The organism is Vreelandella arcis (genome assembly GCF_900103865.1).
GTDB lineage: Bacteria > Pseudomonadota > Gammaproteobacteria > Pseudomonadales > Halomonadaceae > Vreelandella > Vreelandella arcis.
Map to the genome: position 1 here is coordinate 160,576 of NZ_FNII01000006.1, position 24,629 is coordinate 185,204.

Sequence of the window (24,629 nt, forward strand, 5' to 3'; positions counted from 1 at the left end):
GTGCTTGCCGAATTTGATCTGATTCGACGTTATTTTACCTTGTCGTGCAATGATGCCCGCCAAAGTGGCGTGGCGTTGGGTGTCGGTGATGACGCCGCTTTGTTGACACCGCAGCCGGAGCACCAATTGGTGGTGAGCGTCGATACCTCGGTTGCCGACGTGCACTTTCCCAGCGACGCCCCCGCCGACGCAATCGGCCACCGGGCGCTGGCCGTGGCGCTGAGTGACTTAGCGGCAATGGGCGCTACGTCGCGTTGGTGTCTGATGGCGTTGACACTCGACCAAGCACGTTTTGCTGATGACTCAGCCACCGAGGCCTGGCTTACGGGCTACGCGCGTGGTTTTAGCGCGTTAAGTCAGCGGCACGCCACTGTGCTCGCGGGCGGCGATGTGACGTCGGGTTCGCTGTCCATTGCCGTGACCGTGATGGGCGAAGTGCCAAGCGGCAAGGCGCTGACCCGAAGCGGAGCTCAGCCGGGTCATGTAATTGCCGTGACCGGTGCCCTGGGCGGTGGCGCTGGCGGCTTAGCCGCCTGGCAGCAGGGCGAGCGCGACTCGTCGCACCCGCTACTGGCGCGCTATTTATGGCCCATACCCCGTCTGGAGGCAGGGGAGGCTTTGCGCGAGCTGGCCAGCGCAGCGATCGATATTTCGGATGGGTTATTAGCCGATCTAGGCCACCTGCGCGAGGCTTCCGGTGTGGGAGCTGACCTATCGGTTGATGCGTTGCCGTTGGCCGAGGGGCTGGAAGACGCCTTGGGGACAGACGCCGCGCGGCAGGCCGCATTAACCGGCGGCGATGACTATGAACTACTGGTAACGTTGCCTAGTGCGCATGTTGAACAAGCGCAACTGCAGCTAGCCGCGCTAGGCGTTCCGCTCCACGTGATTGGTGAGTGCCGTGATGCGTTAGGCATCCACGGATTACCCGCTCAGCGCTATCACGGTTGGCAGCATTTTAAGGGAGAGACGCCATGAATCACGCCCCTGCGAGTGTTTGGCGTCGGCCCACCCATTTCTTTGCGTTCGGGTTAGGCAGTGGTGCGGTGCCCTGGGCACCCGGTACCTTTGGTACCCTGGCCGGGATCCCTTTTTATTGGTTAATGGCGGATTTATCATTAGGCTGGTACTTAAGTATTGTTTTTATCGCCTTTGTTATTGGCGTATGGCTATGTGATAGAACGTCCCATGATCTGGGCGTACACGACCATTCCGGGATTGTTTGGGATGAATTCGTCGGCTACTGGATTACCATGGCTGCCGTGCCGTTTTCGTGGGAATCTGCATTATGGGGATTTGTGGTGTTCCGCATCTTCGATGTGTTTAAACCCTGGCCTATCCGTTGGGCAGACCGGCGGGTAGCCGGTGGTTTTGGCATCATGATAGATGATGTAATGGCAGGGATTTACGCCTGGAGCATTATGCATCTTTGGTTTTGGCTGCACTGATCGCTTTAAAACGCCGCCCATTGGCGCGTTTGGCTCAAGGGAGACGCCGTGCGCATGCGCAAGGAACGTTTGATTGTCCCCGTGTTGGCAGTCATCGCAGTGCTTTGGGTTGCTTCGCAGCTGCTTTCGAGCGTGCTGTTCGAGAGAGGTCTGCGCCAGGCGCTGGACGATCTAGCCGCCCGGGGCGAATGGCGCGTAACCCGTACTGAGAGCGATCAGGGCTGGTTGAGTTCCCAGGGGCGGCTGATTCTTTCGCCGCTGCTTGGACGCCCTTGGCAGTTGGAGCTTAGCTATAACGCTCGTCACGGTATTTTAAGCACTGACGTGGAGGGCACGTTATTGCCTCGCCTCGACACCGCTTTGCAGCAGGCATTGGGAGAGGTGAGTGCGCCCTCGGTGCCACGCTGGAAAGGTCGCTACCATACTCTCAGCGGGCACAGCGAACTGCGCCTGGCGCTGGCGCCCTTTGTGATTCAGCAAAATGGCAGAGAGCTTGAAGTACGCGGTGGTCGGTTGCGCCTGGAAGGCGTGTACGGGGATTGGCGGCTGCGCGCAATGATGGATCAACTGACCCTGACCGATGGCCCGGCCGAGTTGAATATGGGGGCTTCTTGGTTGAAAAGCCGTTATACCTACACCGAAGATGCCTACCATTTTACCCAACGCGACCACCTGCATTTCGACAACTTGGCGTTGTCGTATCCGAGTTTCGACATCAGCGTATCGCCTCTTGATGTACATAGCCGAATGGTGCTCGATGAGCAGGAGTTGCGGATAAAAGGCGAGCTCACCGTTGGGGAAGTCATGGTGCCATCAGAAAACCCCGAGACGCCACTGCTACAAAACGGCCGTATGGTAATGGAACTCTCGCGGATCAATGCGGATGCCGTGCGCGATACCATTCGCCAGCTGCGCCAGGAAGCCGCCTCGGGCGACGCCCGCCTGCCCATGTCGGAAGGCACGTTAACGCGTTTAACGCCCGATTTTCGCCAGTTGCTAAGTGATTCGCCGCGCTTAGACGTCTCGACAGTGAGCGTTGAGAGCCCTCTGCTGGGTATTCGTTTAGACGCCGATGGCGCGCTATTTTTCGATAACCGCCAGTTGGACGAGCTAGATGTCACCCGGCTGGGTGAGCCCAAAGAGCAGGCTCGCTGGCGTGAACGCATCGACGGGGACTTTACCTGGCACGATGCCCCCACCGTTGCGGCGCTTTGGCTCGGGTTGCCACTCGGTACGCGAGAACTGGCTTTCGATGTCGTTCGCGGTCAGTGGCGTGTCAACGGTCGCCCCATGCCAGATCTATTGCCCTGACCGTTAACGGTTGAAGTTTGCCCGATGTGCCCGCATTTTCTTCACAAAGCCGAGCGGCAGTCGCCACCGGCAGGTGCTGATTGGAGGGTGCATGAGCGACCAGGAATTTGACCGAGACGACCACCTTGACGTGCAGGACGACAACGAGCAAACCTCCCAAAGTGAGGATGATCAATTCCGATCAGACGGCGAGCGTGTGAACTCGCTGGTATCCGCCAGTGACATGCTTCCCGAGCGTATCTACTTACTGCCGATCCATAATCGGCCTTTCTTCCCTGCCCAAGTGCAGCCGCTGGTGATTAACCGCGAACGCTGGGAAGAAACCATGCGTCGTGTGGGTAATACGCCGCACCACACCGTGGGCGTTGCGTATGTGGGCGAGCACGGTGTCGATGAGCTGAACAGCGAAGGTTTCCCGACCATTGGCACCGCCGTCAAAGTCCACAAGATGAAGGGCGAAGACCAGCAAATTCAATTTATTGCCCAGGGCGTACAGCGCTTCAAGATTAAGCGGTGGTTATCGACCACGCCGCCTTATCTGGTAGAAGTCAGTTACCCCAAAGAGCCAGTGGATGCGGAAAACGAAGAAACCCGCGCTTATGCCATGGCGATTATTAATGGGATTAAGGAATTACTGCCCATTAATCCGCTTTACGGCGAAGAGCTCAAGCACTATCTCAACCGCTTCAGCCCTAACCAGCCGGGACCGCTAACTGACTTTGCGGCGGCCATTACCTCGGCCAAAGGGCAAGAGCTTCAGGATGTGTTGTCAACGCTGGACGTTGCCGAGCGGATGCAAAAAGTGCTGCCGTTACTGCGCAAAGAGATTGATGTCGCTCAGCTGCAAAGCGAAATCAGCGATCAGGTCAATGCGCAGATGCAGGATCGTCAACGCGAATTTTTCCTGCGCGAGCAGTTGAAGGTCATTCAGCGCGAGCTGGGCATTTCCAAGGACGACCGTGAAAACGACGTCGATACGTTCCGTGCCCGGTTAGAGTCCCTGGTGGTGCCCGAGCGCGTCCAGTCGCGTATCGACGATGAGCTGGACAAGCTGAGTGTCCTGGAAACCGGCTCGCCGGAGTACGGCACTACGCGCAACTACCTCGACTGGCTGACGTCGCTGCCTTGGGGCGTGACCAGTCAAGATCAACTGGACTTACCTCACGCGCGTGGCGTACTGGATCGCGATCATGACGGTCTTAAAGACGTCAAAGAGCGGATTATCGAATTCCTCGCCGAAGGCTCGTTCAAGGGCGATGTCGGCGGCTCCATCGTACTGCTGGTCGGCCCGCCGGGCGTGGGTAAAACGTCCGTTGGTCGTTCGATCGCTGAAGCTCTGGGCCGTCAGTTCTACCGCTTCTCTGTCGGTGGTATGCGCGATGAGGCTGAGATTAAAGGCCATCGCCGCACCTATGTAGGGGCTATGCCGGGTAAATTGGTTCAGGCGTTTAAAGAAGTAGAGGTCGAAAATCCAGTGATTATGCTGGATGAAATCGACAAGCTAGGCCAGTCCTTCCAAGGCGACCCGGCCTCGGCGCTCCTAGAGGTGCTTGACCCCGAGCAAAACGTTGACTTCCTCGACCACTATTTGGACGTCCGTATGGATCTCTCCAAAGTGTTGTTTTTATGTACGGCCAATACGCTGGATTCGATTCCCGGCCCACTGTTAGACCGCATGGAGCAAATTCGCATGTCGGGCTACATCGCCGAAGAAAAACTGGCGATTGCTAAAAACCACCTGTGGCCCAAGCTGTTGAAACGCGACAACCTACCGAAAAAGCGCATCCAACTGTCCGACGCCGCGCTTAAACAGGTGATTGAAGGCTATGCGCGCGAGGCCGGGGTGCGTCAATTGGAGAAACAGCTGCACCGCATTGTGCGCAAAGCTGCGGTTAAGCTGCTGGAAGACGACATCGAAACGGTGAAAGTCTCGGTCAAAAACCTTGAAGAGTTTTTAGGTGCGCCGATCTTCCGCAAAGAGAAAGTCATGAAAGGTGAGGGCGTGGTCACCGGACTTGCCTGGACCTCAATGGGCGGCGCCACCTTGCCGATTGAGGCGGGCAAGGTTCACTCATTGGATCGTGGCTTTAAGCTCACCGGCAAGCTGGGCGACGTGATGCAAGAGTCCGCCAATATTGCCTATAGCTATACCCTTGGTCACCTGCAGGAATACGGTGCCGACAGCGACTTTTTCGATTCCGCTTTCGTGCACTTGCATGTGCCCGAAGGAGCTACGCCGAAAGACGGGCCCTCAGCGGGGGTGACCATGACCACAGCGCTGCTGTCGTTGGCTCGCCATCAGGCGATTAACCGTCCGCTTGCCATGACGGGTGAGCTGACGCTAACCGGCCAAGTGTTGCCCGTGGGCGGGATTCGCGAAAAAGTGATTGCCGCTCGCCGCAGCGATATCTTTGAGTTGATTTTGCCCGAGGCGAACCGGCGCGATTATGAAGAGCTGCCCGATTACCTAAGGGAGGGAATGACGGTGCACTTTGCCAGCCGCTACCGCGACGTGGCTAACGTGGTGTTTAAGTAACGCGATAAGCCGCGAAGCAAGTTAAACGACGTATAATCTCTCAAGCGCTATCTGCCAAGGTAGCGCTTTTTTATTATGCTGACTCGCTATTTAGTTTTAGTTCGAGCAGCCGATAGTACGGATAGTCGGTGTTGGAAACAGTAGCTTAATAAGAAATTTATCTTGGGGACTCCATGCGCAACAACCAGCCTGTAACGCAGCAAGAATATACCTTAACCGAAGAAACCGTGTTGATATCGCGCTCGGATTTGAAAGGTCGGGTGACCTACGCGAACCCTTCTTTCGTCGAAGTTAGCGGCTATTCTCGTGATGAGTTAGTGGGCGCGCCGCATAATTTAATTCGTCATCCCGATATGCCCGAAGCGGCGTACGCTGATTTGTGGAAAACCCTTAAAGCGGGCACCACCTGGCAAGGGTTGGTAAAGAACCGCCGAAAAAACGGTGATCACTACTGGGTGCACGCTACGCTTGCGCCATTGCGCGACGGTGACCGTATCGTCGGCTATACCTCGGTACGCCGTAAAGCCAACCCAAAAGCAGTGGCCAAGGCTGAAAAAATCTACGCCGAGATGCGCGAGAAAGGCAAGTCCAAGCACTACACTTTGGTGCGCGGTACGCTGCGGCGCAAAGGGTTAACAGGGACACTCTCGCGTTTCAAACTGACCAGCCTGCGCGCCAAATTAATCGGTATGGTATTGGCGTCGGTGTTGCTGCTTGGTATTGCCGGGGGATTGGGTATCTACGGGCTGGTGGTGTCGGGCGATCGACTGAATACCCTAAGCCGCTCTGGACTGGACGACGTGGCCAGTTTGCAGAATATGGAACAAACCGTGGGCCAAGTGTTAGAGCAGTTAGAGCCCGCCGTGCGTAATCCGCGCAGCGTCGATGCCGACGAGTTGGCGCAAACCCTGGGGGCTCAGTTGGATAGGCTGCAGGGTCGCTGGGATGAATACCGTGCGGCTGGAGGCGCCAATAACGAAGCGCTACAGCCCTTTGGCAGTGCACTGGGCAACTGGACCGACGGCGTTGATCAAGCGGTGACGGCGCTCGTTGAGGGCAACGGCTTTGGCGCTTTTGAAGCGCTAAACGACATTGTTCAGCCGAGTACGCAAGTCTTACGTGAACAGGCCAGCGAACTGGTGGAAAGTGAACGCGCGCTCGCCGCAGACATGCTGGCAGAGGCCGAACAAGGCCGCCAACAGATGCTGACTGCCCAGTTGGTGCTAATGGGCCTGGGGGCGTTGATCATGATTGGGTTGAGCGTCCTGATTTTAAAATCGGTACTGCGCAGCTTGGCAGGGGCGCGCTATATGACCTTCCAGATTGCCGCCGGCAACTTGGCCGCCCGGGAGCGGCGCCAAACAGGCGATGAGTTGGGCGAGCTACTTTATTCGCTGGATACCATGCGTTTCAGCTTGTCAGGTATTGTCGGCGACGTGGAAAACCGTGTGTCGGTGGTGACGCCGGCTATCCAGCAAATTGCCGCTGAAAACGAGGAGCTGTCCTCGCGTACCGAGCAGCAGGCCTCCTCACTCCAGGAGACCGCCTCCAGCATGGAGGAGATGACCTCGACCGTGCAGCAGAATACCGATAACGCCCGCCAAGCGAGCGAACTGGCGGTACAAAATGCGCAAAGCACTAAAGAGACCGGCGATCAGATGCAGCAGCTGGTGGAGCGTATGCAGCGGATTGCCCAAAGCGCGGAAAAAATGACCGAGATGATCAGTGTGATCGACGGCATTGCGTTCCAGACTAATATTCTTGCCTTGAATGCTTCCGTTGAGGCGGCGAGGGCCGGGGAACATGGTCGCGGCTTTGCGGTGGTGGCTAGTGAAGTGCGCAACCTTGCGGGTCGTAGTGCGGAGGCCGCGCAGGAAATCCGCCGCATGATCGACAGCACCACTCAAGAGGTGACCGGCGGCCGGAGCGCCGTGGAGCAGGCTGAGAAAGCCATCGACGCTGTTATGCACCAAGTCAACCGCGTGAGTGAGCTGATGGAATCCATTAGCACGGCGTCTAGCGAGCAGAGCAGTGGTATCGGTCAGATCAATTCGGCGATTGCGGAAATGGACAACGTGACTCAGCAAAATGCCACGAAGGTGCAGTCCATCGCCGCATCGGCGGATAACCTGGCGCTTGAGGCCTTTGAACTGGCCAACGTGGTGGATGCATTCCGCTTAGAGGGGGCGCAGGAAGAAAGTATTAAAATAGCCCGTGCGCAATTGGACAAGGTGAATCAAGCCACCCAGAAAACCGCCAAGGCCTTGCCCAGCCAAGTGTCATCATCCAAGTCGCGCGAGGTCGAAAGCGTCAGCGCCGATGAGTGGGATGAGTTCTAAGCGTTGTGTGCGCCCGCCAGGTAGCGGGCGCACAGTGGGCGGCGGGCTTATTCGTCAGCGTGAAACTCTAGCGCTACCGAGTTGATGCAGTAGCGCAGTCCGGTGCTTTGCGGTGGGCCGTCAGGGAAAACATGGCCAAGGTGGGCATCGCAGTGGGAGCAAACCACCTCGGTGCGCGCCATTCCATGGGAGGTATCCTGGTGCTCTTCGATGCAGCGCTTCCCGAGAGGACGATCAAAGCTCGGCCAGCCACAGCCTGCATCATATTTATGCTCGTTCTCAAACAGCGGCGCATGGCAGCAAACGCAGTGATAGATCCCTTGGGCATCACTTACTTGATAGTCGCCGGTAAACGGACGTTCGGTGCCTTTCTCGCGGGTAACGCGGTACTGCTCGGGGGTCAGTTGTTCGTGCCACTGATCCGCGGATTTCTCGATTTTCGCCATGGGGTTCTCCTCTCCCGCTGAAGTCTCGCAGGCTAACGTATCATTATCTCCAATGACAGTGGTCAGCCTAGCTGAGTTCAGCATGCGCAATATCCGTTAAAACCGCCAGCCGCGGCTTTACACGCTGGCGGCGCCACCGTTGCTGCGTGGGTCGTGGGCGCTTTCAATCAACCCGTCGGGATGGTGGACGATGCCACCAGCGTGCCCCATGGTATCGCTGAACGGCTCGTTGAGCACTTCCACGTCATGGCCTGCCGCCTTCAGCGCAGCTACCAACGTATCGTCAAACCGATCCTCAAGTTTTAGATTCATGCTCGATTCGCCCCAAGTGCGGCCCAATAACCAACGCGGAGCGGTGATCGCTTGCTGCAATGGCATGTGGTGGAACGCATAGCGTGAGAATACCGCCGCTTGCGTCTGTGGCTGGCCTTCACCGCCCATCGTGCCATAGACCATGGTGCGGCCGTCGTTAAACCGCGCAAGCGCTGGATTAAGCGTATGGAACGGCTTGCGTCCCGGGGCGAGTCCGCGTAGTGCATCGGGGTCGAGCGAGAAGCTAATGCCGCGGTTTTGCCACAGCACACCGCTTTCGGGCAGCACAACGCCGCTGCCAAACTCCCAATAAATGCTTTGAATGAAGCTGACGGCGCGTCCTTCATTATCCACCGCGCCCATCCAAACGGTATCGCCCGGTGCGGGCTCGTGAGGCCAGGGCAGCGCCTGGGAGGCTTCGATTTGCGCGGCCTCGGCGTCAATCCGTTCATTACTGAGTAACGCTTGAAGTGAGGTGGGAACCCGCTCTGGGTCGGTCACATACTGGTCGCGCAGCATAAAGGCCCGCTTGGTAGCTTCAATTAGCCCGTGCAGGTGACCAAATCCATTGGCTTCGGCGGCTTTTAGGCGCTCGTAAATAGCAATGATCATTAACGACGCCATGCCCTGAGTGGGGGCGGGCAGGTTATACACGGTGGCCTCGGCCAAGCTGACCTCCAGCGGCGTGACGCGCTGGGCGCGGTACGCATGGAAGTCGTCCAAGCGCAGTGGGCTGCCCAAGGCTTCTAGGTCGCGTGCCATGCTCGCGGCCAGCTCGCCGCGATAAAAATCATCCAGCCCGGCGCTGGCGAGCCGCTTAAGCGTGGTGGCCAAGCGCGGCTGGCGTAGTCGCTCGCCTTCACGGGGGGCTTTGCCATCCATCAGTAATGCATCGCTAAAGCCGGGGCTTTGCGATAACCGCTCAATGTGTTTGGCGGTTAGGGTTTCTTGGCTTTTGGAAACCGCCACGCCGTATTGGGCGTGGCCAATGGCGTCGGCCAGCAGGGTGGTCAACGGCAAGGGTCGCCCCCAGTCGGCGGCCACTTTCAGGGCTTCATGCCAGCCGCTGACGGTGCCTCCCATGGTGAGGGCTGCCTTAGGGCCGCGCTCGGGAATCTGCGTTTCACCGGCATAGAAGTCGACATTGGCGAAACCGGCGGCCGGGCCGCAGGCATCAATCGCCACCGGCGCTTTGCCGGGTTCATGGATCAACCAAAAGCCATCGCCGCCCAGGGCGTTCATGTGCGGGTAGACGACAGCGATGGTGGCGGCAGCGGCGACCATGGCTTCAACGGCGTTGCCGCCTTGCTTGAGTATATCGCGCCCGGCGCTCGCGGCGAGGTGGTGGGGTGCGACACAGCTGCCCCCAAAGCTACGTTGCGTATGGAGCATAACTTATCCTTTTATTATCGAGCCGGGCGACTACCAACCAATGGCGTTGGGTAGCCAAGTGGCAATACCCGGAAATAATAACACCATGGCAATGGCCAGAAACTGTAAAGCGATAAACGGTAGCACGCCGAGGTAAATATCCAGCGTTGTAACCCCTTTAGGCGCCACACCTTTGAGAAAAAATAGCGACCAGCCAAAGGGTGGGGTTAAAAATGAGGTTTGCAGTACCAGCCCGACCAGAATGCCCAGCCACACCATATCCACGCCTAACTGGACAAAAAACGGCAGAAAAAGCGGTAAGGCAATGTAGCTAATTTCGATCCACTCAAGAAAGAAACCCAGTACAAACATAAGCAGCAGCATGAAAAGCAGTGCGCCTATTTCACCGCCGGGCACCCATTCAAATAAACGCGCGACTAAATGCTCGCCGCCCAGGCCACGGAACGATAAGCCAAACACCTGTGCGCTAATCAGGATAAAGAACACCATGGATGAGATGATCAGCGTTGCCTTGGCGACCTCCGTCAGCAGGTTAAGACTAAGCCGCCCTGAGCTGGCAACAAATACCAGTGCGCCCAGTGCGCCCATGGCGGCCGCTTCAGTAGGCGCGGCAATGCCGCCAATTATCGAGCCAAGCACGGCAATCACCAAGCCTACCGGCGGGCCTACTACCAGTATGACCTTGCGTAACAATTGCGCCTTACCCATTTGAGCCCGCTCTTCGGCAGGGATAGGAGGCATTAGATGTGGCTTCCAGGCGGCAAGCGCAAGAATCGCAATGATGTAAACCGCTGCCAGGGTTAACCCCGGCATCATGGCGGCAGCGAACATGGTGCCCACCGACTCACCCAGGATTTCGGCCAATAGGATGAGCACCAAGCTTGGGGGAATAATCTGACCCAACGTGCCCGAGGCACAAATCATGCCGCTGGCGAGCGCCTTGGGGTAGCCCCGGCGTAGCAGCGTCGGCAAGGTAAGGAGGCCAAGCGTGACAATCGTGGCGCCGACGATGCCTGTCGCGGCACCGAGCAGGACGCCGACAAAAATAATTGCCACACCCATTCCGCCCGATACGTTGCCGAATAAGTGGCCGACCACGTCGATCAATTCGGCGGCGAGTTTCGACTTTTCGAGCATCACGCCCATGAACACGAACAGCGGGATGGCCATGAAGGTGTAGTTGGTCACCACACCGTAGATACGCGACGGCAGCAGGTTGAACAGCATCGGCCCAAAGCCGATAAAGCCAAACACAAACGCGGTCGTCGCGATGCTGATCGCCACTGGAATACCAATCAGCAACATAACGAAAAAGGCTCCGATCATGCCGATCGCCAGCCATTCATTTAGAGACATGGATTAGTCACCTTGTGCGGGGAGTGCGAACGCATTGCGTAGTGCATGAGCCAGCCCTTGCAGCGCAAGCAGGGTGAAGCCAAAGGGAAGGAACGCTTTTAAGAGCCAACGGTAAGGCAGGCCGCCAGGATTTGGCGACCCCTCGCCGCGGCCAAACGATTGTGCAACCCAGGGAAGCGTCAGCCAGGCGATATACAAGCCCATTACCAGCAGCGCCAGGCCGCCGAACACCTCAATGATGCGTTTCACGAGCACCGGGAAGTGCTCGTAAAAGACATCCACCCGAACTTGTTCGTCGTTCAGCAGCAAATACGCCATGCCGAACAGGGCAATGGGCGATATCAAGTGCCACTGTAGTTCTTGCAGCCACAGGGCACCGAAGTCGAAAAGGTAACGCAGTATTACGTCACCGGAGACCAACGCTACCAGCAACACACAGATCCAGGCGGCGACCCGGCCAAATAGCCGGACCAGCGCTTCGATGCTATTAACGACATTTTCTACCGCTCGCATATCACACTCCGATGATATCGCTTAGCCAAGCGCGTTCGCTGGCACCTGCCCAGCGGTCATGTTGGGCTTTAAAGGCCATGTAGCTGTCGTGGATTTTACGCACCGCCGGGTCGGCGTTGGCCTCGGTTTGAAGCGTATCCAGCGTGGCCTCGCGCAGTGCATTGACGATCGACTCAGGCAGTTGGTTGGCGATAACGCCGTGATTATCGACCAGGTCGGTCATGGCTTCGCCGTTGACGGCTTCTGACCAGGTCAGACTTTCCAGGCAGGCGGCCATACACGCCGAACGCACGATCATCTGCAGATCGGCGGGTAAGCTGTCCCAGTGCGACTTGGAAATCAGCAGTTCCCCTGTCGTGGAGGGTTCGTGCCAGCCGGTGGTGTAATAGTATTTAGCAGCGTCTTGAAGCCCCATGCGCCGATCCTGGAAGGGGCCGACAAACTCGGCGGCGTCAATCACACCGCGTTCCAACGCCGGGAAAATCTCGCCGCCCGGCAGTACGCGGGCATCCACTCCGAGTGACGAGTAGACCTTCCCGGCCAGGCCTGGAACGCGCATGCGTAGGCCATCAAGCTGGCTGATGTCTTCGATCGGTTCGCGGAACCAGCCGGTCATTTGTACGCCAGTGTTATTCAGTGGGAAGGCGACCATACCGTACGGCTCATAAAGCTCGTGCCAAAGCTCAAGGCCGCCTCCGTGGTAAAGCCAGGCCATATGGCCCATAAAGCTCATACCGAATGGCACGGTGGTGAAATACTGAGCGGCAAAGGTGGTGCCCGACCAGAAGTAGCTATTGGCCGCGTTCATCTGGATGGTGCCGCTTTGCACTGCTTCAAAGCCCTCGAGGGCCGGGATCATTTCGCCAGCGGCATAGTGCTGGATGGACAGTCGGCCGCCCGACATCGTATTGATTTTTTCAATGACGTCGGTGGGGCTGCCCGGACCTTCCACGTAAAATGGAGAACCAGGCCCATAGGCATTGGTCATTCGCCAGTTGAAGGTTTCAGACGACTGCGCCCTGGCAATCGATGGCGCTCCAAGCACGAGCCCGGCAGTTGAAGATGCGGCAGCGGTAGTTAGGAACTTGCGGCGTGTAAACGTCATGTGACACCTCGTGGTGGTCGATGAATCAATGTTGTCCCACCAAGGTGTTAGCAAGCGGCATGCCAAAAAATCGATTTTATTTTAAATAAAAGATTTTTATGGCGTTTGTCGGTTGTCGTTTTATTTATGGGCGACGTTGATGCACTAGCGTCGCGCGTTAAATAGCTTTAATTGCACTACATTGAAGCGCCGTTTTACTAAGAAGTGAGCCAGTGCCTTGTGTTGTTAGGTAAGCCTGGTTGAGCGGGGAATGCTTGACAGCTTCATAAGGGCTGAGTAACATACGCGCCACCTCGACGAGGCAATGAAACGTCCCATTCGTCTAGTGGTCCAGGACACCGCCCTTTCACGGCGGTAACAGGGGTTCGAACCCCCTATGGGACGCCACTTAAATCGTTAAGGTATCGGAGTGCGGGAATAGCTCAGTGGTAGAGCATCGCCTTGCCAAGGCGAGGGTCGGGAGTTCGAATCTCCTTTCCCGCTCCAAGTGCTATTAAGTGCTTACTGCGTCCCATTCGTCTAGTGGTCCAGGACACCGCCCTTTCACGGCGGTAACAGGGGTTCGAACCCCCTATGGGACGCCAATCTGATTGCGAGACCGTCATTAAGCGAAGTAAGTTATTAAGCGGGAATAGCTCAGTGGTAGAGCATCGCCTTGCCAAGGCGAGGGTCGGGAGTTCGAATCTCCTTTCCCGCTCCAATAACGCAGTTTGAAGTGATGGATAGGCCCGAGTATCGGGAGCTGGTGCGCCAGCCCGGTCGATCTCCTTTCCCGCTCCAAGTTCACATCGCTTATATCTGTGTCCCATTCGTCTAGTGGCCTAGGACACCGCCCTTTCACGGCGGTAACAGGGGTTCGAACCCCCTATGGGACGCCATCTCGTTGTTTGTCCAGTGCGTTGCGGGAATAGCTCAGTGGTAGAGCATCGCCTTGCCAAGGCGAGGGTCGGGAGTTCGAATCTCCTTTCCCGCTCCAAGCACCCCCTCCTTATGATTTGCCCTCTGGTCTTTCTGTTTACGCTCAGCGTAGTGCGGGAAAAGCGATTGAAAAAATCGTTTGTGCCCTAATATCTAGTGCTTAAGTATGCACCTCTTTCCTTATTTTGCTGACAGGACATGTTCATGGCCGAACCGGCATTGTCGATACGTGGCCTTACCAAACAGTATGGCAACGGCTTCCAAGCGTTAAAAGGTATTGATCTCGACGTCCAGCAGGGCGATTTTTTTGCGTTGTTGGGTCCTAATGGCGCAGGTAAATCCACCACCTTGGGTGTGGTTTGTTCGCTGGTTCAAAAGTCCCAGGGCAAGGTGTCGATTTTTGGTATCGATATTGATAAAGACTTTGCCAAAGCTAAATATCAGCTTGGTGTCGTGCCGCAAGAGTTCAACTTCAACCAATTCGAAAAAGTCCACGATATCGTTCTCGCGCAAGCGGGCTACTATGGCATGACGCGTCGCGAGGCAATTCCCCGCGCTAAGCAACTGCTGACCGATCTCGGGCTATGGGATAAACGTGACGGCAGCGCGCGGATGCTCTCCGGCGGCATGAAGCGCCGGTTAATGATCGCTCGCGCGCTGATGCACCGCCCTAAATTACTGATTCTTGACGAGCCAACGGCAGGCGTGGATATCGAGCTGCGGCGTAGTATGTGGGAATACATGCGGCGTATTAACCGCGACGAAGGCACCACGATTATTCTAACCACACACTATTTGGAAGAAGCGGAAAGTCTTTGCCGTAATATCGCGATTATTAATCATGGCGAAATCGTCCGTAACACCAGCGTGCGCGAGCTGCTCACCGAACTGAGTCGAGAAACCTTCTTGCTGGATCTTGCCGCCCCGGTTAGCGACGCTCCAGTGATCGATGGGTTTGATATCCAGCGGGTGGAAGCATCGCAGTTATCGTTAGTTGTTCATCGTGGCCAGCGGCTCAACGATGTATTTGATGCACTAACCGACCAGGGTTTGCAGGTCGTCTCGATGCGTAACCACGCCAATCGGTTGGAAGAGATGTTTGTGTCGATGGTGGATGGCAGTCAAAACAAGATCGATCAACCGTCTGACAACAAGCAGGAGGCGCGAGTATGAATGCGAGTCAAACCCTCGTCGCCCTATGGACGCTGGTGCTCAAAGAGATTAAGCGCTTCACGCGGATATGGCCGCAAACGTTGTTGCCACCCTCTATTACCATGGCTATGTACTTTATTATTTTCGGAAACCTGATTGGCTCGCGCATTGGCAGCATGGACGGCTTCACCTACATGGACTTTATTGTCCCCGGCTTGATCATGATGTCGGTCATCACCAACAGTTACTCCAATGTGGCCTCTAGCTTTTTCTCTAACAAATTTCAGCGGTCGATCGAAGAAATGATGGTATCGCCAATGCCCAACTGGGTGATTTTGGCCGGCTTTATTTTGGGTGGTATGGCTCGTGGTCTTGGGGTAGGGCTAATTGTCACGCTAGTGTCGCTGTTCTTTACCCGCTTGACCGTCGAGCACCCGCTACTCACTGTACTGGTCGTGGTATTAACCTCTGCGCTGTTTTCCATTGGCGGCTTTATTAATGCGTTATTGGCCAATAAGTTTGACGATATTTCGATTGTGCCCACCTTTATTTTGACGCCGCTTACCTATCTGGGTGGCGTGTTTTACTCTATCTCCATGCTGCCCGATGTCTGGCAGGGCGTGTCGATGCTCAATCCTATTTTGTACATGGTGAACGTCTTCCGCTATGGCTTCTTAGGAGTCTCGGATATCCCCGTGGGCTGGGCGCTGACGGCCGTGTTGGGGTTTATCCTGGTGCTCTTTTGGGTGGCGCTCAGTATGCTGGCGCGCGGTAAGGGAATTCGGAGTTAATCATGTCTCATCGACCGGATACGCTAGCCCACGCTCCCCTCGGACGTGAATCCGCCTATCCAGCGCAGTATGACGCTGGGCTTCTATACTCAATTCCTCGCGCGGCGAATCGCGCGCCACTGGGCATTGACGAAGCCAATCTGCCGTTTGTCGGCGAGGATGAGTGGCACGCCTTTGAGGTCTCATGGCTAAACGGGCGCGGTAAACCGATTGTCGCGGTGGCACGCTTTCGCTTGCCCGCCAACTCGCCGCAGCTGATTGAGTCGAAATCCTGGAAGCTTTATCTCAACAGCTTTAACCAAACCCGCTTTGCTCAGCGCGATGAGGTTATCGCTACGCTCAGCCACGACTTGTCGGCAGCGGCGGGGGCGCCGGTAAGCGTTGAGTTGTTTGATGTGGACGCCGACGCATTAGCGCCGCAGCGTTTGCCGGGTGAAAGCCTGGACGCATTGGACATCGAAGTGAGTGATTACACACCCAGTGCTGACCATTTGGTGGTGGGCGAGCCGATTGTTGAAGAGACGCTACACTCGCACTTGTTGAAATCCAATTGCCCGGTGACCGGCCAGCCCGATTGGGGCAGCGTGATGATTCGCTACAAAGGCCCAAAGCTTGATCGCGAGGGGCTACTGCGGTATCTGATCGGTTACCGACAGCACCAGGATTTTCATGAGCACTGCGTTGAACATATTTTTACCGACTTGATGCACCGTGCGAAGCCGAGCGAGCTATTGGTGCTCGCGCGTTACGTGCGGCGCGGTGGGTTGGACATTAGCCCATGGCGGGCTACGCCGGGGCTTACGCCACCAAGCCCGCTGCGCCTGGCAAGGCAATAAATTAATGCGCTACCGTTGCGCTTACACCATTGATTAAGTGGGAGTTATCATGGACGCACTGACGCTGCTGCACGAACGTAGCTCCATGGGCAAGTTGACCGAGCCTGCCCCCAGCGATGAGCAGCTTAGCGCAATCTATCAGGCGGCGCTGCGCGCTCCCGATCATAAAGAGTTACGCCCCTGGCGGTTTATCGAGTTTAGTGGGGAGGGGCGCGAACGGCTGGGTGAGTTATTTGCCGAAGCCGAGTTTCAGGAGGATCCCCACGCCGATGATGCGACGCTGGAATCGGCGCGTAAAAAGCCATTGCGCGCCCCGATGGTGATTGCCGTTATTGCCAAGGTGACGCCAGATATTGCCAAAGTGCCCAAAATGGAGCAGGTGATCTCAGCTGGCTGTGCGGCTCACGGTATTCTGCTGGCCACCCATGCGCTCGGTCTGGGAGCCATGTGGCGCAGCGGCAAGTACGCTTTTGACCCCGTGGTACGTAAAGGCTTGAGCTTGGACGAAGACGACGAGGTTGTAGCGTTTATTTACCTCGGTACCCTGGGCGGTCGGCACAAGCCACTGCCGCAACATGATGCCGCTGATTTTGTCGAACGTTGGGGGTAGCGATGGCCGCCACTCGTCAAGTCGGCGTGCCGCACCCGCGCTTACCGCTACCCGAGGGGCAGGATGATCTCGTAGCCTTTCAGCAGTGGTTGGGGGAGGCGATTCCTATGGTCGGCGCGCTGGGTATCACGCAAATGGCTCGCCAGGGCGACGTCCTCACTTGGCAATTGGCGTTAGCGCCCAGCTTAAATGACAAAGGGACTGGCTTTGGGGGTGCACTGACCGCGCAAACCACGCTCCAGGGTTGGTGCTGGGTCACTCTTTGGCTGCGCGAACGCGGGTTAGCACGCGACGTGGTGGTGGCAGAGGCTAGCCAGCGGTTCCATGCGCCGGTAACGGGTGACTACCGCCTGGTATGCGCTCCGCGCGATCCACAAGGCCCTGACATCCTCGCCGAGAAACTAACGGAACGCGGAAAAGGGCGCATTACGCTAGATCAAAGGCTCTACTGCGGCGATAAGCTTTGCCTGGATGCCACCGGTAGTTACGCGGTGCTTCCTGAGGGCTAATCCGAAAACGGCTTGCTATTTCGCAGTTTAGACCATAGAATGTGCGCCGTTCTGTTGGGAAAGGCAGCGCCTTACTTGAAAGGACAAACAACGCGGAGGGGTGTCCGAGTGGTCGAAGGAGCGCGCCTGGAAAGTGCGTAAGCCGAAAGGCTTCGAGGGTTCGAATCCCTCCCCCTCCGCCAAGAATTTTAGAAGGGGAATCAACATCTTATGTTGGTTCCCCTTCTTCGTTTATAGGCCCTGGGAGCGGTTTTGGGAACAGTCCTGGGAATGCCTAAAGGCCTAGCTGCTTCTCGATTAGGGCAGGGATGTCCGGGCCGTCGCCACGAATCCACTTGCCATAACGCTGCTGGATCATGGTGATGGTCGCGTGGCCAACGTGGTTCGAGATCCTGAGAAGCGGCACTACGCCAAGCGAAAGCAACTGGTTGATGAAGGTGTGTCGGCACTGGTCGTGGCCGCGATAGCGAACTCCCGACTATTTCAAATGTGTTTTCCATAAGCGATCGCGGATAGCGTTCTCGTAGAACGGCTAGTTGTTGCGTGAATTCAAAAACACCCGGCGCAATTTCTCTTTGCGCTCAGTGCGGTTATCACGATAGACGACTTCATAAACACATACCCCGCCCGTCGGTAGCGAATTACCCCCTTATCTACGTCAAGCACGTCTTCCTACGCGAGCGTCTGCCCCTCTGAAATGCGCAGGCCATCTATAGCAAACTTGATCAGGTTTAGCTCTTGCTCGCGGTTGGTTGGTGTCGAGGGGATCTGGTCGACCTCACTTCGCGTAAAAGGATCTGAGTCTTCATCATCCGGTAGCCGGATGGTAATCCCATTGGTGGGGTCAAATGTTTTCTTGTTGCGCGTGGAAAAAGCCGAAAAGTTTGCCGCATGATGCTGACGGTTTCTTTGATCGTTTTGGGCAGGGCAGTTGGAGTCGCTTCCATAATTCTCTACCGTGTTTCTTATCGTCTCAGATTAGCGCGTAGATTTACTGATGGTCACGTAAACCCCGTTAGCATTGGCCATAAAGCCACTTATTTGCTGAGGACTCCATTTGTCCATCAATTGGCCTTTGACCCAGCGAATCAGGCTTGGCAGCCGCTTCGTCTTTTTCAAGGCGGTGCGTCGGCGCTGATCACTTGCCGACAGGGCCTGTTCATGCGCAATAACCACTGGTCAGCTCGTTGCGCTTTATCTCGCGGCTAATGGTGCTGCTGTGGATCTCAATGGCCTTGGCTATCTGTCGCTGGCTTCAAGATAAGCAAAAATTTGGTATCGTTGGCTCTGGGTCAGTTCTCGGTATCCCATGCTTTTCTTCACTTTGGTCGGTAAAACAGTGAGGGTGTACCGGCGCTGGCCGTCCTGCTTCTACCGGGTGGTTCAAAGTGCTGCGCTTATTCTATGAATCCAGGGTTTAAATTATCTGATATTAAAAAAACGGCCTGCATCAGGCTGGTTTATAATAAAAGGTGGTTGTTTTGAGTCGAGCATTATTGGTGCGTAGCCCTGCGATATTGAGCCATCAATATCAGGTTGGCTATGGTTGGCCGAAGGTGAACTTTTCTGATTATGCGAGCGCTGATGACCTCATGGGCGCTTTTCGTGAACAGAATATTGAGGTTGGGCGAAAAGAAAACCAAATTCGTCGTTTTTTCAATATCCAGCAGGGGGATCTTCTGGTCGTTCCGGTGAACCGAGCAATCTTGCTTGCCAGAACAACCGGTAAGAAAAGTTTTAGCTTAGATGTGCCGTATGGAGAAAACCGTGTAGGCGCAGAGTTTCTGCGTAATCATGACGGTAGCCTGAAACGTGTACCCCGTAATGATCTCCCTAATGCGCTTGAAACGCGTCTTAAAATCCGTATGGCCATTGCCTCGTTGGATGAGTTCGCCGAGGAGCTAGAGGCTTTGTATGCAACCTTGGAGGAAGGCGGGCATAGCAGCATAAGTAGCCAATACGAAGCAAAAAACGCTGACTTAGTCTCTGAGGCTAAATACGAACTTCTTAAGCGAATTCAGACGGGCGGCACCTACCTTGCTAGCGGGGGAGAAGGTTTTGAAAGGCTAGTCATGGAACTGCTTGAACTAGAGGGATATAGCGTTCATCGACCTAGTAAAAATCACTACCCAGGTATTGCAGATGCTGACATTGAGGCTTATCGACAGGATCGGTTCACATCGGCCAAGCTATTACTTCAGGTTAAACATCACCAGGGCACAACAAATGCTCATGGCATTAAGCAGCTGACGGCAATCGAAGAAGAAAGCGCACAACGTTGGTTAATTACATCTGCACTTATTGAGGACGAAACGAAGACATACGCGGAAAGTCATGACGTGCAAATTATGGATGGTGCTGAGTTCGTTGATTGGCTTTTTGAACAGGCCCACCGCTTGAAGATAACGACAAGAAGCCGTTTGGGCCTATCTGATGCACCTGTGTTGGTATAGAGGGTGCAATTAATGGGAACACTAACAGAGCTCTATTTCCACAAGCTCTGCGAAAACACATAAGGACCAAGGGAATGAAACAATGGATTACTGCAGCCGCATTGACAAGCATGGCACTTACTGCCTCACCAGTCGTCGGTGCTGATGAAGATACGCAGCTATTCAAGGAGTGGCACTATGGCCAGCACATTGACGAGTTTCCGCGCAGTCTTGGTTATTACGACTGCACTGCGGATCTAGGCGTATTAGCGTTATGCAATGACAACGTGACATTCCTGCAGCACTCGTTTCAGGGCCAGCTATCGTTCGCTGACGATAACACGTTAGTTAGCACAAGCATTGTGACTGACTACAGCAATGATCTATATGCAACCTTAATAGGAGCATTGATCCGAGATTTTGGGTTGATATTCGCCGAAGGGCCGGATGACAGTTTAGATCTTGTATATGAGATCCACCAAGGGTCCTTTACTGATGAGGCAAGTCTTAAGCGCGCACTGAACAGCTTTGAAGGTGAACAACTGCGTGCTGGCTACTTGGTAATGACGTTAGTGGAGCAGAGCGCTCTTGACCAGTTATTTGCTGATTCGCGCAGCGCTGATGACATTCTACTGAAGCTGCAGCCCGGTACGCGTGCAATCGATGTGTTTGCCTATGAGGATGACTACTGGGGGCCGACGTTGGAAGCATCCTTCCACTTACCCGGACGGCAGCTGCGTCGTATGGAAGACAAGGTGCGACAGGCACCGGTTGAGGATTTCTGATAAATGTTGGACACGATTTGACGCCTTGATGGGCGTGTGAATCGCACATAGGAAAAGCTCTAAACTAAATGTGATTCAGGCCGATAGAGTTATTGCGGTGCCTATATCTTAAAAAAGGAAATTAGAATGAAGTTAGCAACTGCTTTGGCCTTATCGGGCGCGATGGGGCTGGCAACAGTACCCGTGACTGCTTCAGCATATTTTGGTGAACCCGGTACGTGGGCTAGCGGGTGGGGGCAAGGAGTTTCTGAGTATATGGCAGTCAGCGAAGATGCGTCTGCTGAGCTATATATCGCTTGTAGCGAGGTAAATCCGGTTAGCATGACCCTGACCGTAGATGGTGTTACCTACGGTAATGACCAGCAAGGCGAGTTTAATCTGATTTTGGATGATCATGAGGTTTCTAGTCCGCACTTTACGAATTCACGTGTTCACGCCGATAACTTTCTTTATGCGTGGGAGCGGATGCGCAAGGCGAATAGCATTATGGCCGTAACAAGCGATGGTCAGCGTGTTGAGTTGCCGAGTAGTGGCTCAGCAAAAGCCCTCCCGAGTGCCAACTCACAAGAAATGAGCTGCAAAACTGCTTTTTATTCCTTTTGATTAATGGGTTATGTGCTTACTTGTGAGGTGACGCCTTCTTTTAAGTGCGTCAAAAAACTATTACTAGTATCAGCAATTTTAGTGACTAAGTATCGGGTGCCAGGTGATTATTTATTGCTGTTTCTAGCTGGAAATTCCGTTCGTAAAGGATGATAAAACCATCTATATATTAGATGGTTCTCTAAGATTAATGAGTCTATGGCGAATTTTTTTAAATTACTTATCTTTTGATAAAAAAAGCTTGTTAACCAAAGTAATTGTAAGTATTCAAATGATTGAATTAAGGTGATAACGTAAGTAAAGACGATATACAAGCATCGTTGGGTTAAAAGATCAATGCACATGCAGATAGTTATTCTGATGATGGCTTTTGGAATAAGACGGCAAAATATGCCAAGAAGGCTGGTGAAAAGGCGCCATCTCCTACACTGAAAATGTACTACGCAGCCCAAGATAGTGATACTCCTATGTGGGCAAAAACTACAATTTATGGTGCGCTTGGATATTTCATCTCCCCAGTTGATGCCATTCCTGACCTTGCCCCCATTGTTGGTTATGCCGACGACATAGGTGTTCTTGCCGGTGCTCTGGCGATGGTGGCAGCACATATAAAAGGGAGCACTATGAACAAGCACAGCAGACTTTAAAGCGCTGGTTGAGCTAATCATATCAATCGATATCCTCAATGCATGGTGTAAAAATTCTTATTGTTTATCACGCCAGCTTGATCCAAATAGCCGCCAAGCCTTTATTCATTGGTTAAAACTAGTCATGGTAATGCGCTAATGCCTGCCCAGCATTGGCCTTTAGCGATTCTCGCCCAAGATTCTGGCGAAATTACCTTCACGTTGGCTCCCATGCCTATCAGCCACCATAGCGTTTGCTGATCATTGGGCACACGAGCGGTTGCGGGATGCGCAGATAACTAGGATCGTATGAGCGATGTTGTTGCGACGCATGACCCCACAAGGTAGGTAGAAATTTTTTCTGTAACCTTACTTGGGGCCAAGTGACGCGACCTACCAGAGCGCTTACAGGATCTGGCCGAGGGATAGAATATTTAATCCTCAGGCCAGTCCAGTGCAATTTCCGGTCTGACATCTATCGATGTCAGACCGGTGTTACAGGGTTAGAGATTGCGAACGAAGGCAAGAGGTTCTCTTGTTCCATCGTGCAGCGTCATCTGCAGGGTGAATCCGTTGTTATCATTAAATATCTGCCGAAGTGACCAGTCATAGGATTGGCCATTGAGAACGAGGCGGAAGGTCACGATGGCATTATCTCGATCCACATTAGTGATGTTAACCGGGATTCGCTCACCATCGATGGTGAGGTGGCTATTATCGCTGTCCCGAAAATCGACGCGCACCATGGTGTTGTCGGACTCCGACACCCAGACACCGCTGACTTCTTCGAGTTGGTATTGTTCCATCTCCTGGCCGAACCCGGGAGTCAGAAAGGATACACCCAACACCAGTAGTAAGGCGCCAATGGAGGCAATGGTCAGCCCTAGGGGCTTGGTGAAGAAATCAGGCGTGCCTGGCCAAGCTGTTTCGTCTTTCATTACCTTTCGGTAGTAGTCATGGTTGGCGAGTTGGGCACAAATGACCGCGCCAGGTATCCAGTACACCACGTCGGGAAGACTGAAGCCGAGGGCCACCTCTACCAGGGTGAGTGCCGTAGAGAGTAACCAAATTAATGCCAGGAGCAATAGCCCCTTGGCCCACATCTTCTTTACGAAGTAGTAAAGGGGGCCAAAAATAAATGCCCAGAGGTTGAAGGTGATTCGTTGCTTATCGCGAAACCCCAGCGCCTTGTATTCCGCCGTCCCCATTGACCGATATATCGACTGGTGGTCGGCGCCCACCTTTTCTAGCAGATCGAACTTGTGTTGCCAGGTTTTGCTGAGTTCCTGTTGTCGCTCGTCCCTACCAGCTTGAAGCGTTTCTTCCATAATAGTTTCCTAGATGATGAGTGCCCTGGGTCCTGTACCCAAAACCCTAAGTTTAATAACGGCCATTTCTAATAAAACTTTATGATCGGGGCGGGAAAGGCCTAGCGGGGCTCTCAGGTCGCGCATGAACGACTGGAAGTACCGGTATTGCCCTTCCAGAGGGCGACGCACTCGATAACTGCAGCGGGGTCGACAATCGGTTTAACGACGGCATCCATGCATAGGGTTTCCCTGGTGCAGGATGTTCTCGTTTAGCGTCAGGCTACCACCGAGAGTCAACATCCGAGGGCGGAAGCCCATGAATTCATGATAATGGCGCTATTTTTGCACCTTCGCCCTTCATGTTTTGCCGCGCATGTCGATCAAGTGTTGAGTGCTGGTTACGTGAACTTGCGAAAAAAATGGGTTTTGTCGAAGAGTTCATCTAATCGTTCATAGCGATCTCGGGCTTCGGGCCAGCGCTGCTCCTGGACGGCGGCGATCATGGTTTCCAACAACATCATAGTCGACACGTTGGAATCCCATCCTGAGGGAATCTCTACCCAGCAGTTGAAGGCGACGTCGGTGAGTGACGTGATGGGCGATCCCCACTGATCGGTGAATAGCACGATTTTTACGCCTTGTTTTCTCACCATTTCGGCTAGCCGAAGCAGGTTGGTCTCATAACGCCTGATATCGAATATTAATAACGTTTCACCCGGTTTCATATCGAGCACGTAGTGTGGCCACGTGGCCGAGGATGAGGTCATGTGGCTCACATTGGGTCGCACAGCCTGAAAATGCGTAAAGGCATAATCAGCAAGTGCCTGGGTGATGCGCCCGCCGACAATGTAAAGACGTTGATCGGCATCGGCCAACTGGTAGGTCGCCTGGTCGAACCTATCGGTCTCAACCTGGGAAAAGGTCTGTTGCAGGTTATGGGTGACCGCTTGGGCGAATCTGTTCAAAAGATGCGAATCGGGCGCTTCGGATGACCAGTTGTTGCGACGCTGAGTGGGCCCTGTCCCTTTTGCATCCAATTCACGCAGCAGGGCCTTGTGGAACTCTGGATAGCCTTTGAACCCCAGCTTCTTAACCATCCTCGCCACGGTGGGGGATGACACCCCCGCATTGCTCGCCACGATAGTGATTGAGGTGAGGCCTGCCGCTGGATAGTTATCGAGAAGCGCGTTGGCAAATTTCCGTTCCGATTGCGTTAGGGACGGATAATGTTGGCGGATCAGCTCGCGAACGGTTGCGGTGTGGTTGGTCGACAAAGCGCGTCTCTCGTCTGTGTGGCGG

The 24,629-nt window shown here is 54.7% G+C and carries 21 protein-coding genes, 7 tRNA genes and 1 pseudogene; 21 read left to right on the forward strand and 8 right to left on the reverse strand.

Annotated features, from left to right (window positions below; genetic code table 11):
• The 5 genes from thiL (at nt 1) to BLR97_RS09000 (ending at nt 7,634) form a co-directional block, all read left to right on the forward strand.
• A complete protein-coding gene (thiL, locus tag BLR97_RS08980) occupies nt 1-978 on the forward strand; it encodes a thiamine-phosphate kinase (protein ID WP_089705189.1) in 978 nt (325 codons plus the stop codon).
• Nucleotides 975-1,448 carry a phosphatidylglycerophosphatase A family protein gene (locus tag BLR97_RS08985; RefSeq protein ID WP_089705192.1) on the forward strand — a complete coding sequence of 158 codons (474 nt, stop codon included), beginning with the start codon at nt 975-977 and terminating at the stop codon, nt 1,446-1,448. Before thiL ends, BLR97_RS08985 begins: the two co-directional genes overlap by 4 nt.
• 54 nt (nt 1,449-1,502) lie before the next feature.
• On the forward strand, nt 1,503-2,759 hold the full coding sequence (locus tag BLR97_RS08990; RefSeq protein WP_089705197.1) for a DUF945 family protein: 1,257 nt from the start codon (nt 1,503-1,505) through the stop codon (nt 2,757-2,759).
• A 91-nt stretch (nt 2,760-2,850) separates the two neighbouring features.
• Nucleotides 2,851-5,295, forward strand: coding sequence for an endopeptidase La (gene lon, locus BLR97_RS08995; RefSeq protein ID WP_089705200.1), 2,445 nt, complete (start codon nt 2,851-2,853; stop codon nt 5,293-5,295).
• A gap of 173 nt (nt 5,296-5,468) precedes the next feature.
• On the forward strand, nt 5,469-7,634 hold the full coding sequence (locus BLR97_RS09000; RefSeq protein ID WP_089705203.1) for a methyl-accepting chemotaxis protein: 2,166 nt from the start codon (nt 5,469-5,471) through the stop codon (nt 7,632-7,634).
• A gap of 47 nt (nt 7,635-7,681) precedes the next feature.
• On the opposite strand, the gene msrB is transcribed toward BLR97_RS09000, so the two are convergent.
• The 5 genes from msrB to BLR97_RS09025 form a co-directional block, all read right to left on the reverse strand.
• Nucleotides 7,682-8,080 (reverse strand): peptide-methionine (R)-S-oxide reductase MsrB, encoded by a 399-nt coding sequence (gene msrB / locus BLR97_RS09005; protein WP_089705206.1) that lies wholly within the window; start codon nt 8,078-8,080, stop codon nt 7,682-7,684.
• A 117-nt stretch (nt 8,081-8,197) separates the two neighbouring features.
• Nucleotides 8,198-9,784, reverse strand: a complete 1,587-nt coding sequence (locus BLR97_RS09010; RefSeq protein WP_089705210.1) for a gamma-glutamyltransferase family protein — start codon at nt 9,782-9,784, stop codon at nt 8,198-8,200.
• 30 nt (nt 9,785-9,814) lie between these two features.
• On the reverse strand, nt 9,815-11,140 hold the full coding sequence (locus BLR97_RS09015) for a TRAP transporter large permease (protein WP_089705213.1): 1,326 nt from the start codon (nt 11,138-11,140) through the stop codon (nt 9,815-9,817).
• Between the two features lie 3 nt (nt 11,141-11,143).
• Nucleotides 11,144-11,653, reverse strand: a complete 510-nt coding sequence (locus tag BLR97_RS09020) for a TRAP transporter small permease subunit (protein ID WP_089705216.1) — start codon at nt 11,651-11,653, stop codon at nt 11,144-11,146.
• Nucleotide 11,654: 1 nt separating this feature from the next.
• Entirely contained in the window at nt 11,655-12,758 is a 1,104-nt protein-coding gene (locus BLR97_RS09025; protein WP_089705219.1) for a TRAP transporter substrate-binding protein, read from the reverse strand.
• 311 nt (nt 12,759-13,069) lie between these two features.
• Here BLR97_RS09025 and BLR97_RS09030 point away from each other — a divergent pair.
• From BLR97_RS09030 to BLR97_RS09085, 12 genes are all read left to right on the forward strand, one after another.
• A tRNA-Glu gene (locus BLR97_RS09030) sits at nt 13,070-13,145 on the forward strand.
• 24 nt (nt 13,146-13,169) lie between these two features.
• Nucleotides 13,170-13,244 (forward strand) — tRNA-Gly (locus BLR97_RS09035).
• A 22-nt stretch (nt 13,245-13,266) separates the two neighbouring features.
• Nucleotides 13,267-13,342: transfer RNA gene (locus BLR97_RS09040), tRNA-Glu, on the forward strand.
• Nucleotides 13,343-13,383: 41 nt separating this feature from the next.
• Nucleotides 13,384-13,458 (forward strand) — tRNA-Gly (locus BLR97_RS09045).
• Nucleotides 13,459-13,560: 102 nt separating this feature from the next.
• Nucleotides 13,561-13,636: transfer RNA gene (locus tag BLR97_RS09050), tRNA-Glu, on the forward strand.
• Nucleotides 13,637-13,659: 23 nt separating this feature from the next.
• Nucleotides 13,660-13,734 (forward strand) — tRNA-Gly (locus tag BLR97_RS09055).
• 146 nt (nt 13,735-13,880) lie between these two features.
• On the forward strand, nt 13,881-14,849 hold the full coding sequence (locus BLR97_RS09060) for an ABC transporter ATP-binding protein (protein WP_089705222.1): 969 nt from the start codon (nt 13,881-13,883) through the stop codon (nt 14,847-14,849).
• Nucleotides 14,846-15,619 carry an ABC transporter permease gene (locus BLR97_RS09065; protein ID WP_089705225.1) on the forward strand — a complete coding sequence of 258 codons (774 nt, stop codon included), beginning with the start codon at nt 14,846-14,848 and terminating at the stop codon, nt 15,617-15,619. Before BLR97_RS09060 ends, BLR97_RS09065 begins: the two co-directional genes overlap by 4 nt.
• Nucleotides 15,620-15,621: 2 nt before the next feature.
• The gene (gene queF, locus BLR97_RS09070; protein WP_089705228.1) at nt 15,622-16,455 is read left to right on the forward strand and encodes an NADPH-dependent 7-cyano-7-deazaguanine reductase QueF; all 834 of its coding nucleotides are present in this window, start codon (nt 15,622-15,624) and stop codon (nt 16,453-16,455) included.
• 49 nt (nt 16,456-16,504) lie between these two features.
• Nucleotides 16,505-17,065, forward strand: a complete 561-nt coding sequence (locus BLR97_RS09075; RefSeq protein ID WP_089705231.1) for a nitroreductase family protein — start codon at nt 16,505-16,507, stop codon at nt 17,063-17,065.
• Nucleotides 17,066-17,067: 2 nt separating this feature from the next.
• A complete protein-coding gene (locus tag BLR97_RS09080) occupies nt 17,068-17,574 on the forward strand; it encodes a YiiD C-terminal domain-containing protein (protein WP_089705234.1) in 507 nt (168 codons plus the stop codon).
• A gap of 94 nt (nt 17,575-17,668) precedes the next feature.
• Nucleotides 17,669-17,756 (forward strand) — tRNA-Ser (locus BLR97_RS09085).
• Between the two features lie 713 nt (nt 17,757-18,469).
• Here BLR97_RS09085 and BLR97_RS20170 read toward each other — a convergent pair.
• A pseudogene (locus tag BLR97_RS20170) lies at nt 18,470-18,885 on the reverse strand (transposase); the annotation flags it as partial.
• A gap of 170 nt (nt 18,886-19,055) precedes the next feature.
• Between BLR97_RS20170 and BLR97_RS09095 the strand changes: the two are divergent.
• The 4 genes from BLR97_RS09095 (at nt 19,056) to BLR97_RS19785 (ending at nt 22,041) form a co-directional block, all read left to right on the forward strand.
• On the forward strand, nt 19,056-20,027 hold the full coding sequence (locus tag BLR97_RS09095; RefSeq protein WP_089705240.1) for a restriction endonuclease: 972 nt from the start codon (nt 19,056-19,058) through the stop codon (nt 20,025-20,027).
• Between the two features lie 74 nt (nt 20,028-20,101).
• Nucleotides 20,102-20,791, forward strand: a complete 690-nt coding sequence (locus BLR97_RS09100) for a hypothetical protein (RefSeq protein WP_089705244.1) — start codon at nt 20,102-20,104, stop codon at nt 20,789-20,791.
• A 126-nt stretch (nt 20,792-20,917) separates the two neighbouring features.
• The gene (locus BLR97_RS09105) at nt 20,918-21,394 is read left to right on the forward strand and encodes a hypothetical protein (RefSeq protein ID WP_211605078.1); all 477 of its coding nucleotides are present in this window, start codon (nt 20,918-20,920) and stop codon (nt 21,392-21,394) included.
• A 467-nt stretch (nt 21,395-21,861) separates the two neighbouring features.
• Nucleotides 21,862-22,041, forward strand: coding sequence for a YkvA family protein (locus BLR97_RS19785; RefSeq protein WP_211605080.1), 180 nt, complete (start codon nt 21,862-21,864; stop codon nt 22,039-22,041).
• 482 nt (nt 22,042-22,523) lie between these two features.
• Here the strand turns inward: BLR97_RS19785 and BLR97_RS09115 are convergent, their stop codons facing one another.
• Nucleotides 22,524-23,348, reverse strand: a complete 825-nt coding sequence (locus tag BLR97_RS09115; protein WP_089705247.1) for a DUF2628 domain-containing protein — start codon at nt 23,346-23,348, stop codon at nt 22,524-22,526.
• Between the two features lie 380 nt (nt 23,349-23,728).
• The gene (locus BLR97_RS09120) at nt 23,729-24,604 is read right to left on the reverse strand and encodes a MurR/RpiR family transcriptional regulator (RefSeq protein ID WP_089705250.1); all 876 of its coding nucleotides are present in this window, start codon (nt 24,602-24,604) and stop codon (nt 23,729-23,731) included.
• Nucleotides 24,605-24,629: the final 25 nt, after the last annotated feature.

Coding starts and splice junctions, on each gene's coding strand:
- BLR97_RS08985 (WP_089705192.1), top strand. CDS start 975: ATGAATCACGCCCCTGCGAGTGTTTGGCGTCGGCCCACCCATTTCTTT.
- BLR97_RS08990 (WP_089705197.1), top strand. CDS start 1,503: ATGCGCAAGGAACGTTTGATTGTCCCCGTGTTGGCAGTCATCGCAGTG.
- lon (WP_089705200.1), top strand. CDS start 2,851: ATGAGCGACCAGGAATTTGACCGAGACGACCACCTTGACGTGCAGGAC.
- BLR97_RS09000 (WP_089705203.1), top strand. CDS start 5,469: ATGCGCAACAACCAGCCTGTAACGCAGCAAGAATATACCTTAACCGAA.
- msrB (WP_089705206.1), bottom strand. CDS start 8,080: ATGGCGAAAATCGAGAAATCCGCGGATCAGTGGCACGAACAACTGACC.
- BLR97_RS09010 (WP_089705210.1), bottom strand. CDS start 9,784: ATGCTCCATACGCAACGTAGCTTTGGGGGCAGCTGTGTCGCACCCCAC.
- BLR97_RS09015 (WP_089705213.1), bottom strand. CDS start 11,140: ATGTCTCTAAATGAATGGCTGGCGATCGGCATGATCGGAGCCTTTTTC.
- BLR97_RS09020 (WP_089705216.1), bottom strand. CDS start 11,653: ATGCGAGCGGTAGAAAATGTCGTTAATAGCATCGAAGCGCTGGTCCGG.
- BLR97_RS09025 (WP_089705219.1), bottom strand. CDS start 12,758: ATGACGTTTACACGCCGCAAGTTCCTAACTACCGCTGCCGCATCTTCA.
- BLR97_RS09060 (WP_089705222.1), top strand. CDS start 13,881: ATGGCCGAACCGGCATTGTCGATACGTGGCCTTACCAAACAGTATGGC.
- BLR97_RS09065 (WP_089705225.1), top strand. CDS start 14,846: ATGAATGCGAGTCAAACCCTCGTCGCCCTATGGACGCTGGTGCTCAAA.
- queF (WP_089705228.1), top strand. CDS start 15,622: ATGTCTCATCGACCGGATACGCTAGCCCACGCTCCCCTCGGACGTGAA.
- BLR97_RS09075 (WP_089705231.1), top strand. CDS start 16,505: ATGGACGCACTGACGCTGCTGCACGAACGTAGCTCCATGGGCAAGTTG.
- BLR97_RS09080 (WP_089705234.1), top strand. CDS start 17,068: ATGGCCGCCACTCGTCAAGTCGGCGTGCCGCACCCGCGCTTACCGCTA.
- BLR97_RS09100 (WP_089705244.1), top strand. CDS start 20,102: ATGAAACAATGGATTACTGCAGCCGCATTGACAAGCATGGCACTTACT.
- BLR97_RS09105 (WP_211605078.1), top strand. CDS start 20,918: ATGAAGTTAGCAACTGCTTTGGCCTTATCGGGCGCGATGGGGCTGGCA.
- BLR97_RS19785 (WP_211605080.1), top strand. CDS start 21,862: ATGTGGGCAAAAACTACAATTTATGGTGCGCTTGGATATTTCATCTCC.
- BLR97_RS09115 (WP_089705247.1), bottom strand. CDS start 23,348: ATGGAAGAAACGCTTCAAGCTGGTAGGGACGAGCGACAACAGGAACTC.